We start from the raw sequence: 14203 nt of genomic DNA, 5'->3' as shown, positions 1-14203 counted from the left end.
GGGCCTGCAAAGGCTCCGGTTTTTTTGTGGGCGATTTTTCGTTCGCTCAGCGCAGGTGTTCGTCCCCGGGCGTCGCGCCGCGATTGCCGGGGCTGCTCAGCGCCAGTTTCGCCGGGCCGGATTCGCGTTCGGCGATGAAGGTGGCGGGCGGTGAGCCATCGGCATTGAGATGGAGGATGCGCTCGGGCCTGCCTTGCTCATCAAAGAACACCTGGCCGAGGCCGGCGGCGTTCCACAGGCGCTCGCCGGCGCGGCTGCGGTCGGGAATCAGCGGCGTGACGCGCATACGGCGGCGCTTGGTCAGCCAGTTGAGCGGCGACCAGGGCGCGTAGAGCCAGCGGTTGAGACGGTCGAACCAGTCCAGCAGCTTGTGTGGAAATTCGTTCTTGATGCCGCTGCTGGTGATCTGCCAGATGGTCGGGCTGGCGCGCTTGTGGCGGATGTTCACGCGGTAGACGAAGGAGTAGTGCACGTCGCCGGAGAGAATCACGAAATCCCTCGGCGTACGTGAATGGCGGAAGATGTTCATCATCACGCTGGCCGCGCCGCGGTGGGCCATCCAGTTTTCCGCATCGACCATCAGCGGGTGGCCGGCCAGGGTGAAGAGTTTCTGGATGCCTTCGATCAACTTCACGCCGAACATCGGCGCCGCTGAAACGATGATGCAGCTGGGGTGATCGAGCAGCGCCTGCTGAAAGTCGCACAGCGCCTCCCAATCCATCAGCCCCGAGGGTTTTGACAGGTGTCCTTCACTGCGCCAACGCCGCGTGCGGGTATCCAGTACCAGTAGCGCCGGTGTGCTCGGCAGCACGTAGTGCCACTGTTCGAAATGCAGCAGCTGGTCGATCAATCCGTCCTGTAGCTCGGCCTGGAGGTGTTCGTCCTGGCGCTGCTCAAGCAGTTCGGCAAAGGCCTGCAGCGGCTTCTCGAACACATCCGGGTTGTTGCCCCAGCCCTGACACAGCAGATAGGCGAGCAGGGCGTTGCCGATGATGCGCTTGGAGAAGGGGTGGCCGTAGGCGGTCTGCTCCCAGCGCGCGGATAGATTCCAGTCATCGGTGACGTCGTGGTCGTCGAAGATCATCAGTGTCGGCAGGTGGGCGAATACCCGGGCGGCCTGGCCGAGCGTCCGGCGGAAGGCGTCGATGCGCTCGCGCTCGTTGGTGTAGCGCTGCTGTTGTTCTTCATCCAGCGGCGGCTGGTCTTCGCTGATTAGCGTCCAGGGCAGCGGCGACCAGACCAGCAGGTACATGGCGATCATCTCGGCGAAGGTCACCAGGTGATTGTCGGCGCTGCTGCTGGTGAACACCGGCTTTTCCACACCCCCGAAGAACTTGTCGCGCAGGGTCTGGTTGCTTTTCACCGCAGGTAGCAGCTCAGCTCGCTGGTAGTAACCGACCGGGTGGCCATACAGCGCCTGGCTGTCCTCGACCACGGCGCCTTCGAGAAACTCGTCGAACAGACCGAGGCGGGCGATCAACTGGTGAATGGCGCACAGCATCGGCCCGGCGACGTCGTCGACGTAGACCTGATCGCCACTCATCAGCAGCAGCGCCGGACGCTGGGTGGCGTCGTGCTGCTCGGCCAGCAGGCGGTCGGCGCAGAGCAGGCCGTCAGACGCGGCGTGGTGCGGCTTGCGGCAGGAGCCATGGAGCAGTTGATCGACCCGTGAGCGCAGGATGAAGTCGGCATGCTCGGCGCCGTCGTAGAGCAGGTGCTGCGCCCAGTCGGCCATGCCACGAGTGCCTTGGTCCTCGACGATCTGCAGGTCATAGGCGATGCGCACATCCTGCGGCAGCGCCTGCTCCAGCGACAGGTCGATCAGGTGCAGCACCGCGTGGCGGCCCAGCGGCAGGCGTTGGCAATGCGCGTCGAGGCTCTGCGTGCGCGGCTCTTCGCCGTCGGCCCGCAGCCACAGTTGCAGGTCCAGCGCGCGACTGGCCACCAGCCAGAGCACCAGCCGGTCAGGCTCCATGCGGCGCAGCAGCGGGCCGGCGAGAACATCGGGCAACGAGGTGCGGGCGCGATCGGGCATGCAAGGGCCTACCTGAAGGAAAGGACAGGCCTTGGACAGTGGCAGGAGGCCAGCCGTTCCTGATTAGCCTCAGCATGCGCCAGGGAGCCCGGCTGCAGTCTCTTGCCGGTCGCGATCTGCTGGTCTTGGCGTGAGGGTCAGGTGCGATTGCTGATTTGAAATACGTTGCCCTCTGCGCCCTTGCCGTCGCAGAAACACAGTGTTTCGGTGCTGCCGTGCAGCTTACCCATCTGCACCCCAAGCCCGATCAGGCACATTCGCTCCGCAGCAACATCGCAGGCATGGAAGCAGAGCTTGATTGAAGTACCCGGCGCGCTTTTGCCCTTGTGGAACGCAATGCGTGAGGTTGGCGAGTCGGCAGCACCGATGTCTGTGAAGGTCCCTTCGCTTGAAATGACCTGCATCGCGAATGCGCGGCAGTAAAAGTCGGCAAGCGCCCTGGGGGGCTGAAGATGATCACGCGGCTCAGATGCATGAGACGACTGCCGGAAGTTTGCGGGAAAGGTAGCGCAGGGTAGCTCGCGCCACGGGATTTGCCGAGGCTCAGCTCTCCGCTGCCTTGCGCAGGCGTTCGAAGTCGAGAATCTCGATCTCGCCATAGTTGAGGTGAACCACGCCCTGCGCCTGCAGCTCCTTGAGGATCTGGTTGGTGGTCTGGCGCGACAGCGAGAGCATCAGCGCCAGCTGTTCCTGGGCCAGGTGCAGCACGCGGCGCGGTTCGCTCTCGCCGTAGTTCTCGGCGATCAGCAACAGGCGTCGGGCCAGGCGTGGTGCGGCCGGCAGCAGGCTCATGTCTTCCAGGGCGACGAAGGCCAGACGCAGCTTGTGGCTCATCAGCAGGGCGAAGTCGCGCCAGTACTGTGGCTCGCGCTCGAGCAGGGCGAGCAGGCCGTGCTGGGGTAGCAGCAGCAGGGTGCTGGCGCTCTCGGCAAAGGCATCGTGGGTGCGCGGCAGGCCATCGAACAGGGAAATCTCGCCGAACCAGTAAGGTGGCTCGACCAGGGTCAGCAGCGCCTCCTTGCCGTTCTCGCTGACGGCACCGACACGCACTGCACCTTCCACTACCGCGTACAGCCCACTGGGCTTGTCGCCACGACGAAACAGCCGCTGGCCGGCGTCCAGATGCTGCACCTGGGCCATATTCAGCAGGCTCTGGCTCAGCGCCGGAGGCAGTGCGGCGAACCAGTGGCCCTGGTTCAACTGGCTGAAGTAATGATGCGGATCGGGCATTACGGTTCCTGAACGGTTGCGCGGTGGTGCGGCGATCCCTGCCATTGTCGGCTAGCTGACAGTGCGACGAGCCGTGGTGAGGTGATCATGCTCGGGCCTGTTTCACACATGAGGACGATAACAATGAAAACCCTCGTCGATCACCTGGCGCAGTATGCCGCCTACCACCGCGACCGACGCAACATCGCCAGCCATTTCATCGGCATCCCGATGATCGTGCTGGCCGTCGCCGTGCTGCTGTCGCGCCCGGGCTTCGAGCTCGCCGGGCTCTGGCTGGCGCCTGCGACCCTCACCGCCCTGGCCGCTGCCGTGTTCTACCTGCGCCTGGATACCCGCTTCGGTTTGCTCATGACGCTGCTGCTGGGGCTGTGTCTGTGGGTGGGGGCCGGCCTGGCGGCGGCATCCACCGCGCTGTGGTTGTCAGCCGGCATAGGCCTGTTCGTGGTCGGCTGGATCATCCAGTTCGTCGGTCACTACTACGAAGGACGCAAGCCGGCCTTCGTCGACGACATCATGGGGCTGATCGTCGGACCGCTGTTCGTGGTGGCTGAACTGGCCTTCCTGCTCGGCTTGCGCAAGGAAGTCGAGCACGCCGTGGTGGAAATCGCTGGACCGACCTGCATTCGTGAGAAGAAAGCGCTGGTCTGAGCGCGCTTCTTCTGTTCGTCGCGGCTGAAGCCTCTCCCACAAAACCGAGTGAGCGTGGGAGGGGCTTCAGCCGCGAGCCTTTCTAGTACATCGCCATCCACTGGGTCGTCATCGAGCGTGCATGACGATCCACGGTGATGGGGGCGAAGGGGCGGCCGGAAACGCTTTGCAGCGTGTTGCTCTGGCTGTTCATGTCGGCCAGCGCGGCGCGCAGATAGCTCCAGCGCGTCTGCAACTTGCTTACCTGCGGATCGGATTGATCCTTGAGCGCCTGCAGTTCGCCGTCGATCGCCGGCAGCAGCAGGCGCTCGTCCTGGCCGAGGTAGGTGCCGGGTTGTTCCCGGGCGATCTCGAAGGTGCCCAGATAGGAGCGGCTGAGGTACTGCACGCTGAGGTACTCGACCTTCGCCGCCAGCTCGCTCTGGCCCTCGGCTCCGGGCAATGTGCGGGCCGCGCTGAGAAAGTCGCGTAGGGCACGGCTGAGGTCTTCGGGGAAGCGCCAGGGCACATTCTCGTCACCGGGGCCATAGGAAACACCGTTGCGCAATTGGGTAACGAGTGCCTGATGGGCGCTGGTGAGTTCGGCGCTGCCCTGGGGCAGGCTTTGCATGGCGCCGGCCAGAGCGGCCAGATCGGCTTCCAGGCGCTGCTGATGGGTCTTCTGGAAACCTTCGCCACGTAACAGCATCAGGCTGCTGGTGGCGCGGCTGGCGTGTATCTGAATCTGTTCCTGCGGGCTGACGGCTTCGGCGAAGGCCATGGACGAGAGCCCGACGAAGAGTCCGAGCGACCAGAGAAAAGCGTGGCGCAACAGTGCTTTACAGCGCATCCGGGGTGCTCCTTGTTATTGTTTTGAGCAGGTATGCATTGGCAGCGTCAACGACGCAGCGTCAAGACTACTGCGCCAAGCGTAGCGAAGCATGACCCGAAAGAGTGATTTCGTCGGAAATCGCCACCGTTCAGGGGCTTTTCATCAGATTGCGCAGGTACTCGGCGGTGAAGGCGTCGGCGGGGAAGAAGGTTTCCAGTGCCAGTTCGGCGAGGGTCACGTCGTTCGGCGTGCCGAACACCGTGATGGTGCTGATCAGGCTGAGCACGCCTTGCTCGCTGTGCAGTTGCAGCGGCACCAGCACGGCGTCGCTCGGTGGCGCAGGGACTTCCGTCGGCGCCGGGTAAGCGCGCAGCTCATCGAGCAGGGTGAACAGGGTTTCGTCGCCGCTGATCTCCGCATCGCGCTGCAGGCGCATCAGCAGGTGCGCGCGCCACAGTGCCAGGTTGGCGATGCGCGGTGCCAGGCCTTCGGGGTGCAGCGACAGGCGCATCACGTTGAGCGGCGGGCCGAGCAGGAAGTCCGGCATGCCGGCGAGGAACGAGGTGGCCGCCGCGTTGGCGGCCAGCAGGTTCCACTGCCGGTCGATGGCCAATGCCGGATAGGGCTCATGGGCCTTGAGCAACTGATCGATGGCCTGGCGGGCGGGGGCCAGCGCCGGGTCGGTCAGATCGTGCTGGCTGTACAGCGGGGCGAAGCCGGCCGCGCTGAGCAGGCGATTACGCTCGCGCAGGGGAATGTCCAGCTGCTCGGCCAGATGCAGCAGCATGTCGCGGCTGGGCTGGGCGCGGCCGGTCTCGACGAAACTCAGGTGGCGCGTGGAAATCTCGGCCTCGCAGGCGAGGTCGAGCTGGCTCAGGCGACGCCGCTGGCGCCATTGGCGCAACAGGGCGCCGGCGGTCTGGGATTGGCTATTCATGGCCTGCACGATAGTCCAGCCAGGTCATGTCAGCCATTACCTGGCAGGTAATCGACGCGCTGCTGGTTCCGGCGAAATCTGTAGGTCAGGCACCACCCCGGTGTCCCTATGGAGGATTCGCCATGAACGTACTGCAACCTTCCCCGATACTGCGCAACGCGCTCTTGCTCGACGGTTTGCTCAGCGGCGTCACCGGCCTGCTGCTGGTCCTGGCGGCCGGCTGGCTGGGCGCCTTCCTCGAATTGCCGCGCCTGTTGTTGCTGGTCGCCGGTAGCGCGGCGTTGCCCTTTGCTGCGCTACTGGTGTGGTTGTCCAACCGTGCTGAAATCAGCCGCCAGGCCATCTGGGCGGTGATTGCGGTCAACGCGGTCTGGGTGATCGACAGTCTGCTGCTACTGGTGATCGGCTGGGTCTCGCCGAACCTGTTCGGCTACGCCTTCGTCATCGCTCAGGCTTTGGCGATCGGGTTGCTGGCCGAACTGCAATGGTTCGGCCTCAAGCACTCGCGGGCTGCCGTCGCCTGATGGGATCGGTTCAGAGGCCACGCAACGCCAGTTCGGCGCCGAGTAGCAACAGGCCGATGAAGAACCAGCGTTTGAAGCGTTCCGCGCTGATGCGCTTGCGCAACCACTGGCCGGCGGCCATGCCCAGCAGGGCAGGCAGCAAGGCCAGGGCAGATAGCCCGAGCACTGCCGGTTGCAGCAGTTCACCGCTGTGACCGAGCGCTGCCGCCAGGGCCAGGGTAGATACGCTGAACGACAGCCCCAGGGCTTGCACCAAGTCGTCCTTCTCCAGGCCGATGGCCTGAAGAAAGGGCACGGCTGGAATCACGAAAACGCCGGTAACGGCGGTGATCGCACCGGTGATGGCGCCGATCACCGGGCCCAGCCACGCTTCCCTGGCCCGCTCCACACGAAAGTGCACCTTGGCCAGGCCGAGCAGCGCGTAGAGCACCAGGGCCGCGCCGAGCCAGCGCGTGGCGCCCGGTAGGTCCAGGCTTTGCAGCAACCCGGCGACCAGCAGCGTGCCGAACAGAATGCCCAGCAGCATCGGCCACAGGCGGCGCAACATTGGCAGCGGGCTGCGGCCGTCGCACAGTTGCCAGATGTTGGTCATCATCGATGGGATGATCAGCAGCGCAGCGGCCTGCAGCGGCGCCATCACCAACCCGAGCAGACCGACGGCTATGGTCGGCAGACCAAGGCCGACCACGCCCTTGACCATGCCCGCGAGCAGGAAGGTGACGAGGATCAGCGGCAGATGCTCGGTCATCGCGCCGCCCCCTGTTCGTGGATCGCCCGGCTGTCGGCAGGCGCCTCGTCGCGTTCCTGCATGCCGTAGTCGCGCAGCACCTGGGCCACGCGCAGACGATAGTGGCTGAAGACCTCCTCGCGTCCTGCCATCTGTGCGCGTCGGTGTTCATCGCGCTGGCGCCAGGCCTGGACCGAGGCTTCGTCCTGCCAGAACGACAGCGACAGGATCTTCCCAGGCTGGGTAAGGCTCTGGAAGCGCTCGATGGAAATGAAACCCGGCTGTTCGGCGAGCAGCGGGCGCAGCTCTGCGGCGAGGTCGAGATAGTCCTGCTGTTGGTCCGGCTTGGCCTCGACTTCGAAGATCACGGCGAGCATCGGCTTTCTCCCTGGCTGGCTCTGGCTGAAGTTGCCTGCCAGTATCCACATTTGCTGCACGCCATGTTTCGTCATGAGGTGAATTATGGAATACGCACCAGGTTTCAGTTCGATCGCCGCCCTGCTCGCCGATGCCGGACGCGCCAGCATGGTCTGGGCACTGATGGACGGCAGTGCACGGCCGGCCGGTGAGCTGGCCTTGCTGGCGGGGCTGTCGCCGTCGTCGACCAGCGCGCACCTGGCCAAGCTGGTGGAGGGCGGCCTGCTGGCGCAGCAGCGGCATGGGCGCAATCGCTATTACCGTCTGGCCGGGCCGGAAGTCGGGCAACTTGTGGAGGCGCTGGCCAGTGCTGCACTGGCCGCACAGCCACGGCAAACGCGTGCAGTGCCAGTCTCGCGCGGCACGCCGCTGGTCATGCGCGAGGCGCGCACCTGCTACGACCATCTGGCCGGCGAGCTGGCAGTCGGCCTGTTCGCACGTATGTGTGCGGCTGGCTGGTTGAGTGAGGAGGACGGTGCGCTGAAGTTGACCGCCAGCGGCGAGCTGGGGCTGCAGGCGCTGGGTATCGATCTGCAGCAGGTCGGCCGTCAGCGTCGCCAGCGGTTGTGTGCCTGCCCGGACTGGAGCGAGCGCAAGCCGCATCTGGGCGGTGCGCTGGGCGCGGCGTTGTTGAATCTGTGCGAAGGTGAGGGTTGGCTGCGGCGCAGCCAGGGTTCGCGCGCGTTGCAGGTGTCGCCGCAGGGGCGCAGGGCGATCATGGCGATTGCGGCTGCGTAGATTCGTAGGGTGGGCTTTAGCCCACCAAATAAAGGCTGAGCTCTAGTCGGTGGGCTGAAGCCCACCCTACGCCCAATCTACGTACAACCGCCCGGCCACCCTAGGAAGTGCTACGCCTGGGTGCTGACCGGCTTGCCGCCCTTGGGCTTGAAGTACAGGGTGGTGCCACGGGCGAGGTTGTCCAGGCTGACGTGATCCTTGGCCACCTCGGCCTCGATCAGTTCGTCCTGGCCTTCGACTTTCAGCGTGATGCGGGTGATCGCGCCAAGCAGGCGGATGTCGCGCACTTCGCCGGCTTTGTGCTCCGGGCTCGGTTCGCTGGACAGATCGACCTCGTGCGGGCGGAACAGTACGTGGTGGTCATTGCCGACGTAGAGGCGGTTGGCATCACCGAGGAAGTGGTAGACGAAATCGCTGGCCGGATGCTCGTAGACCTCGGCCGGGGTGCCGATCTGCTCGATTACGCCCTTGTTCATCACCACGATGCGGTCGGCCACTTCCATGGCTTCTTCCTGGTCGTGGGTCACGAACACGCTGGTCAGGTGCACTTCTTCGTGCAGGCGCGCCAGCCAGCGGCGCAGCTCCTTGCGCACCTTGGCATCCAGCGCGCCGAAGGGTTCGTCGAGCAGCAGCACTTTCGGCTCTACCGCCAGGGCACGGGCCAGGGCGATACGCTGGCGCTGGCCGCCGGAGAGTTGCTCCGGATAGCGGTCGCCGAGCCAGTCGAGCTGCACCAGGTTGAGCAACTCGTGCACCTTCTGCTTGATCACCTCTTCGCTCGGGCGCTCGCGCTTGGGCTTCATGCGCAGGCCAAAGGCGACGTTGTCGAACACCGTCATGTGGCGGAACAGCGCGTAGTGCTGGAACACGAAGCCGACGTTGCGATCACGCACGTCGTGCTCGGACACGTCCTCGCCGTGGAAGCCGATGCTGCCGCTGTCCGGGGTTTCCAGGCCGGCGATGATGCGCAGCAGGGTGGTCTTGCCGCAGCCGGACGGGCCGAGCAGGGCGACCAGCTCGCCGCTCTGGATGCTCAGGTTGATCTCGTTCAGCGCCTTGAACTGGCCGAACTGCTTGTTGACGCCTTTGACTTCGATACTCATGGCTTTTTCCTGGTGGTTCCGTGGGCCGTGCCTCACGGCTGTCAGTCTTCTCGGTTGGCTTGCAGCTGGCGGCTCAGACGCGCTTCGCTCCATTGGCGAAGCAGCAGCACCACCAGGGCCATGACGAGCAGCAGGATCGCCACGCTGAAGGCAGCGACGATGTTGTACTCGTTGTAGAGAATCTCGATGTGCAGCGGCAGGGTGTTGGTGTAACCGCGGATATGCCCGGAAACCACCGAAACTGCGCCGAATTCGCCCATCGCCCGCGCGGTGCACAGCACCACGCCGTAGATCAGCGCCCATTTTACGTTAGGCAGCGTGACATGCCAGAACATCTGCCAACCGTTGGCACCGAGCAGGCGCGCGGCCTCTTCCTCGGTGGTGCCCTGTTCCTCCATCAGCGGGATCAGCTCGCGGGCGACGAAGGGGAAGGTGACGAAGATGGTCGCCAGCACGATGCCGGGCACGGCGTAGACGATCTGCAGGTTCTGCGAGTCGAGGTACGGCGCGAGAAAACTCTGCGAGCCGAACAGCAGCACGTAGATCAGGCCGGCGACCACCGGCGAAACCGAGAACGGCATGTCGATCAGGGTGATCAGGATGCTCTTGCCGCGGAACTCGAACTTGGTCACCGCCCAGGCGGCGGCGACGCCGAACACCAGGTTCAGTGGTACCGAGATGGCGGTGGCCAGCAGGGTCAGCTTCAGCGCCGAGATGGCATCCGGCTCGCTGATCGCCTGCCAGAACACCTCCAGGCCACGGCTCAGGCCCTGCGTCACCACCATGTATAGCGGCAAAACGAGAATTGCAGCGAACACCGCCCAGGCGATGACGATCAGGATGATGGCGCCGACGGAGCGGCTGGCCGGGCGCGCAGCCGCGCTCTGGCCAAGGGTTGCAAGGCTCATGACGGGCTCCTCAGAGTTGCGGCTGGATGCGGCGCTGCAGAATGTTGATCAGCAGCAGCAGGATGAACGACACCACCAGCATGATCACGCCGATGGCGGTGGCGCCCGGGTAGTCGTACTGATCCAGCTTGGACACGATCAGCAGCGGCAGGATCTCGGTCTTCAGCGGGATGTTGCCGGCAATGAACACCACCGAGCCGTACTCGCCGACACCACGCGCAAAGGCCAGGGCGAAGCCGGTCAGCCAGGCCGGCAGCAGACTCGGCAGCAGGATGTGGCGGAACACCTGCAGCGGCTTGGCGCCCAGACAGGCGGCGGCTTCCTCGACTTCCTTGGGGATGTCGGCCAGTACCGGCTGCAGCGTGCGCACCACGAACGGCAGGGTGACGAACACCAGCGCCAGGGTGATGCCCAGCGGGGTATAGGCGATCTTGAAGGGGAACAGCGAGCCGATCAGGCCACTGGGTGCGTACAGCGCGGTCAGCGCGATGCCGGCAACGGCCGTGGGCAGGGCGAACGGCATGTCGACCATGGCGTCGATGATGCGCCGGCCTGGGAAGGTGTAGCGCACCAGCACCCAGGCGATGACGGTGCCGAGAATGCCATTGAGCAGGGCGGCGGCCAGCGCGGTACCGAACGAGAGTTGCAGCGAGAACTGCAGTTGGCGATTGTTGAGCAGTGCCCACCACTGTTCGGCGGTCAGTTGCAGCGAGAAGAGGAACATCGCCCCCAGCGGAATCAGTACGATCAACGCCAGGTAGGTGATGGTGTAGCCCAGGGTCAGCCCGAAGCCGGGTATGACCGGGGAAGTTCGACGAGACATGGGGTGTCCTTTTGTTCAGGTCCGCGACGAGGACCCGCTACCGGTGAAGATGGCGGGCCTCTGTAATCCAGCCGCTATTACTGATTGATCTTGGTGAAGATCTGGTCGAACACCCCGCCGTCGTCGAAGTACTTGGGCTGGGCCTGTTTCCAGCCGCCGAAGTCCTTGTCGATGGTCACCAGCTTGAGGTCCTGGAACTGGTCCTTGAACTCGGCGGCGACTTTCTCGTTGCGTGGGCGGTAGAAGTTCTTCGCGGCGATGCGCTGGCCTTCTTCGCTATACAGGTGCTCCAGATAGGCCTCGGCCACCTTGCGGGTGCCCTTGCGGTCGACGTTGGCATCGACCACCGCAACCGGCGGTTCGGCGAGGATCGACAGCGAGGGGGTGACGATCTCCAGCTGATCGCCGCCCTCTTCGGCCAGCGACAGGTAGGCCTCGTTTTCCCAGGCCAGCAGTACGTCACCCAGGCCACGCTGGACGAAGCTGATGGTCGAACCACGGGCGCCGGTATCCAGCACCGGGGCGTGGCGATAGAGCTCGGTCACGAACTCCAGGGCCTTGTCTTCGCTGCCGAACTTCTCGCGGGCGTAGGCCCAGGCGGCGAGGAAGTTCCAGCGTGCGCCGCCGGAGGTTTTCGGGTTCGGGGTGATGACTTCCACGCCGTCCTTGACTAGGTCATCCCAGTCCTTGATGCCTTTCGGGTTGCCCTTGCGCACCAGGAACACGATGGTCGAGGTGTACGGCGTGCTGTTGTCCGGCAGGCGCGCCTGCCAGTTCGGGTCGATCAGCTGCTGGTTGAGGTTCAGCGCGTCGATGTCGCCGGACAGCGCCAGGGTCACCACGTCGGCGCGCAGGCCATCGATTACTGCACGGGCCTGCTTGCCCGAGCCACCGTGGGATTGCTGGATGGCAACGGCCGGGTTGCCTTGTGCTTGCCAGAATTTGTTGAAGGCGGCGTTGTACTCAACGTACAGCTCGCGGGTCGGGTCGTAGGACACGTTGAGCAGCGGCTGGGCGATGGCTGGGCCGGCGATCAGAGTGCTGGCCAGCGCGGCCAGGGCGAAACGGCGAATGGACATGGTGCAGCTCCTAGACTGGATAAGTTCTTGTGTTGGCGTTGGGGCTATCGGGTAAGCGCCCTCTGGTGGTCCAGTCGGGCTGCATCATGAAGTCGATGTGCTGTCAGCTGTTCTTGCTGCTCGGTTGTTGCAGGCGGATCTTTTCCTTGCGCTCGATCTGCACCACTTGGCCGTTATGTACGGTGATTTCCACCGAACCGAATTTCAGGCCATGCAGTGCGGTCTGGATCTCGCGCAGGATGCTGGCTTCATCCTGGCCTTCGAGGTTTCTCAGCGTCGCGGTCATTTCCAGGCTCCTTGTGAATAGGTCGCCACGGCGGCGTAACGAGTGCCGACGCTGGCGTGGAGCGGATAGTAGAGAGGCTGGAATATTCTTAAAAATACTGTTTAAGAACATTTATATTCTTTTTGGAAATATAAAATGCTGCACGTTATGGATTCATTAATGGAATAAGCAAAGAAATTCTTATTCTTTTTGTATTTGGCTTGCGCTGCCTAGACTGGCGCCATTCGATTCAAGGAGGCGCCGTCATGGCCAGTGAAGCAATCCGTTATCTGATCCTGCCGGGCTGGCAGGGCTCACCCGAAGAGCACTGGCAAAGCCATTGGCACCGCAGCTTGCCGGGTAGCGTGCGAGTCGAGCAGAACGACTGGTTCAATCCGCAATGCGCCGACTGGATCGCCGAACTGGACCGCGTGTTGGCTGCTGATCCGCGGCCGGCGATTCTCATTGCCCACAGCTTGGGCTGCGTGACCGTGGCGCACTGGGCCGCGCAGGCGCCAGTCGAACTGCTGCGCCGGGTGCGCGGTGCGCTGCTGGTGGCGCCGGCTGATGTCGAGCGGCCGGGTTGCCCCGAGCCGCTAAGGAATTTCGCACCGATGCCGCGTGATCTGCTGCCCTTTCCCAGCTTGCTGGTGGGCTCCGACAACGATGCCGCGGCCAGCGCCCTGCGTGCACTGGAGCTGGCGCGTGCCTGGGGTAGCGAGGCGGCGATCCTGACCGGTGCCGGGCATATCAACGTCAAGTCCGGACATCGCTACTGGGAGCAGGGCTTCGCCTACCTGTATCGCCTGCAGGGCCGCATCGAACAGCAGGCGCGCTTGCGCGCCTGAAAGCCCTTCACGGGCGAACACCTTCGGAGCGGGGTCGGGCCAGGCAGCCGCCCGCTCTTTTTTATCGCCTGCCAGCCATGGCGGCCACCTTTCGAGCCGATGCGGAGCAAGGTTGAGAATTGCTCCAGCCCATTTATTCGCATACAGGCCGCGCTGATGAGGTGTGGCTCAGGAGCTGCACGTCATGAGTTTTCCACCTGGCTTCCCACCGCCCCTGACCTTTGCCGATTCGGACAAAAGCCCGCTGAGCATTCGGGCCAAGGCGCTGGTATTTGTCGATGCCCGTTCGCGCCAGTTGCGCGAGCGCGCCGAGGCACTGGCGGACAATGGCCAGCCGTTGCTGATTCTCGGTGAAACCGGTACCGGTAAGGAGTTGCTGGCGCGCTATATCCACCGCCAGAGCGAGCGCGCCGGCCTGTTCGTGGCGGTGAGCTGCGCGGCAATCAGCCCGCAATGGGGTGAGGCCGAGCTGTTCGGGCATGTCGGCGGCGCCCATGTCGGCGCTGCCAGCAGCCGCGCCGGTTGGTTCGGTTCGGCCAATGGCGGCACGCTCTACCTCGACGAGATTGCCGATCTTTCACGCCCGTTGCAGAGCAAACTGCTGGCCGCACTGGAAACCCGCGAGGTGTATCGCGTCGGCGCCAGCCAGGCGTTGCCGGTGGACGTGCGCCTGGTGGCGGCGAGCAGCGTCGACCTGGCCCGCGCGGTGGCAGCCGGCACTTTCGACGAGCGCTTATACGCCTACCTGTGCGACGGCCAACTGCGGTTCCCGGCATTGCGCGAGCGGGTCGGCGATATCCTGCCGCTGGCCGAATATTTCCTCGGTATCCATGCCTCGCGCCTGAACCTTGCGATACCGCCGATCAGCCCGGCAGCGCAGGCCGTACTGAAGTCCCATCGCTGGCCGGGCAATACCCGCGAGCTGGAGAACGCCATCCACTTTGCCCTGCTGCTGGCCGGCCATGAGGAAATCGGACCGCAGCATCTGGAGTTGCCAGGGGGCGTCTGATCGCCCCGGATTGCATCCGGGCTACGGCCCCATGACCTGTGCGTAAGACCGGTGCGCGCGGCGCACCCTACGGTGCTCACCGACCTGTAGCGCACCGGGAA

Annotated in this window: 17 protein-coding genes; 5 read left to right on the top strand and 12 right to left on the bottom strand. The window is 64.4% G+C overall.

The annotated features are described in order from the left end of the window. Positions 1-46 precede the first annotated feature (46 nt). From EL191_RS22955 to EL191_RS22945, 3 genes are all read right to left on the bottom strand, one after another. Positions 47-2035 carry a metallophosphoesterase family protein gene (locus tag EL191_RS22955; RefSeq protein WP_041980381.1) on the bottom strand — a complete coding sequence of 663 codons (1989 nt, stop codon included), beginning with the start codon at positions 2033-2035 and terminating at the stop codon, positions 47-49. A gap of 137 nt (positions 2036-2172) precedes the next feature. Next, positions 2173-2439, bottom strand: a complete 267-nt coding sequence (locus EL191_RS22950; protein WP_126403529.1) for a hypothetical protein — start codon at positions 2437-2439, stop codon at positions 2173-2175. Positions 2440-2578: 139 nt separating this feature from the next. Continuing rightward, positions 2579-3265, bottom strand: coding sequence for a Crp/Fnr family transcriptional regulator (locus tag EL191_RS22945; protein ID WP_041980380.1), 687 nt, complete (start codon positions 3263-3265; stop codon positions 2579-2581). A gap of 123 nt (positions 3266-3388) precedes the next feature. Here EL191_RS22945 and EL191_RS22940 point away from each other — a divergent pair, with 123 nt between their 5' ends. Continuing rightward, positions 3389-3913, top strand: a complete 525-nt coding sequence (locus EL191_RS22940) for an Mpo1 family 2-hydroxy fatty acid dioxygenase (RefSeq protein ID WP_041980379.1) — start codon at positions 3389-3391, stop codon at positions 3911-3913. A gap of 82 nt (positions 3914-3995) precedes the next feature. Here the strand turns inward: EL191_RS22940 and EL191_RS22935 are convergent, their stop codons facing one another. Both EL191_RS22935 and EL191_RS22930 read right to left on the bottom strand, forming a co-directional pair. Continuing rightward, positions 3996-4742, bottom strand: coding sequence for a hypothetical protein (locus tag EL191_RS22935; protein ID WP_041980378.1), 747 nt, complete (start codon positions 4740-4742; stop codon positions 3996-3998). A 130-nt stretch (positions 4743-4872) separates the two neighbouring features. Next, positions 4873-5661, bottom strand: a complete 789-nt coding sequence (locus tag EL191_RS22930) for an MmyB family transcriptional regulator (RefSeq protein ID WP_041980376.1) — start codon at positions 5659-5661, stop codon at positions 4873-4875. A gap of 122 nt (positions 5662-5783) precedes the next feature. Here EL191_RS22930 and EL191_RS22925 point away from each other — a divergent pair, with 122 nt between their 5' ends. After that, positions 5784-6185 (top strand): hypothetical protein, encoded by a 402-nt coding sequence (locus EL191_RS22925; RefSeq protein WP_017360474.1) that lies wholly within the window; start codon positions 5784-5786, stop codon positions 6183-6185. A gap of 10 nt (positions 6186-6195) precedes the next feature. Here the strand turns inward: EL191_RS22925 and EL191_RS22920 are convergent, their stop codons facing one another. Together EL191_RS22920 and EL191_RS22915 are read right to left on the bottom strand one after the other, a co-directional pair. Further along, positions 6196-6933 (bottom strand): sulfite exporter TauE/SafE family protein, encoded by a 738-nt coding sequence (locus EL191_RS22920; RefSeq protein WP_041980375.1) that lies wholly within the window; start codon positions 6931-6933, stop codon positions 6196-6198. Continuing rightward, on the bottom strand, positions 6930-7289 hold the full coding sequence (locus EL191_RS22915; RefSeq protein WP_041980373.1) for an antibiotic biosynthesis monooxygenase family protein: 360 nt from the start codon (positions 7287-7289) through the stop codon (positions 6930-6932). The genes EL191_RS22920 and EL191_RS22915 overlap by 4 nt, the downstream gene beginning before the upstream one ends. A gap of 85 nt (positions 7290-7374) precedes the next feature. On the opposite strand from EL191_RS22915, the gene EL191_RS22910 reads away from it, so the two are divergent. Next, the gene (locus EL191_RS22910; protein WP_041980372.1) at positions 7375-8067 is read left to right on the top strand and encodes an ArsR/SmtB family transcription factor; all 693 of its coding nucleotides are present in this window, start codon (positions 7375-7377) and stop codon (positions 8065-8067) included. 110 nt (positions 8068-8177) lie between these two features. On the opposite strand, the gene EL191_RS22905 is transcribed toward EL191_RS22910, so the two are convergent. The 5 genes from EL191_RS22905 to oscA all read right to left on the bottom strand — a co-directional run bounded on the left by EL191_RS22905 (position 8178) and on the right by oscA (position 12266). Beyond that, positions 8178-9170, bottom strand: a complete 993-nt coding sequence (locus EL191_RS22905; protein WP_017360470.1) for a sulfate/molybdate ABC transporter ATP-binding protein — start codon at positions 9168-9170, stop codon at positions 8178-8180. 41 nt (positions 9171-9211) lie between these two features. Beyond that, positions 9212-10078 (bottom strand): sulfate ABC transporter permease subunit CysW, encoded by an 867-nt coding sequence (gene cysW, locus EL191_RS22900; protein ID WP_041980370.1) that lies wholly within the window; start codon positions 10076-10078, stop codon positions 9212-9214. 10 nt (positions 10079-10088) lie between these two features. Further along, a complete protein-coding gene (gene cysT / locus EL191_RS22895; RefSeq protein ID WP_041980368.1) occupies positions 10089-10901 on the bottom strand; it encodes a sulfate ABC transporter permease subunit CysT in 813 nt (270 codons plus the stop codon). A gap of 77 nt (positions 10902-10978) precedes the next feature. Next, positions 10979-11980 (bottom strand): sulfate ABC transporter substrate-binding protein, encoded by a 1002-nt coding sequence (locus EL191_RS22890; protein WP_013717714.1) that lies wholly within the window; start codon positions 11978-11980, stop codon positions 10979-10981. A 103-nt stretch (positions 11981-12083) separates the two neighbouring features. After that, complete coding sequence (gene oscA / locus EL191_RS22885; RefSeq protein ID WP_013717713.1) at positions 12084-12266, bottom strand: sulfur starvation response protein OscA; 183 nt, start codon at positions 12264-12266, stop codon at positions 12084-12086. Between the two features lie 245 nt (positions 12267-12511). Between oscA and EL191_RS22880 the strand changes: the two genes are divergently transcribed. Continuing rightward, positions 12512-13093, top strand: a complete 582-nt coding sequence (locus tag EL191_RS22880; RefSeq protein ID WP_041980367.1) for an RBBP9/YdeN family alpha/beta hydrolase — start codon at positions 12512-12514, stop codon at positions 13091-13093. Between the two features lie 184 nt (positions 13094-13277). Next, a complete protein-coding gene (locus tag EL191_RS22875) occupies positions 13278-14102 on the top strand; it encodes a sigma 54-interacting transcriptional regulator (protein WP_041980366.1) in 825 nt (274 codons plus the stop codon). Positions 14103-14203 lie beyond the last annotated feature (101 nt).

Origin of the sequence: Pseudomonas mendocina (assembly GCF_900636545.1) — a bacterium.
Taxonomy (GTDB): Bacteria; Pseudomonadota; Gammaproteobacteria; order Pseudomonadales; family Pseudomonadaceae; genus Aquipseudomonas; species Aquipseudomonas mendocina.
The sequence above is the reverse complement of the archived record's forward strand: the minus strand, read 5'-3'. Positions and strand labels throughout refer to the sequence as shown.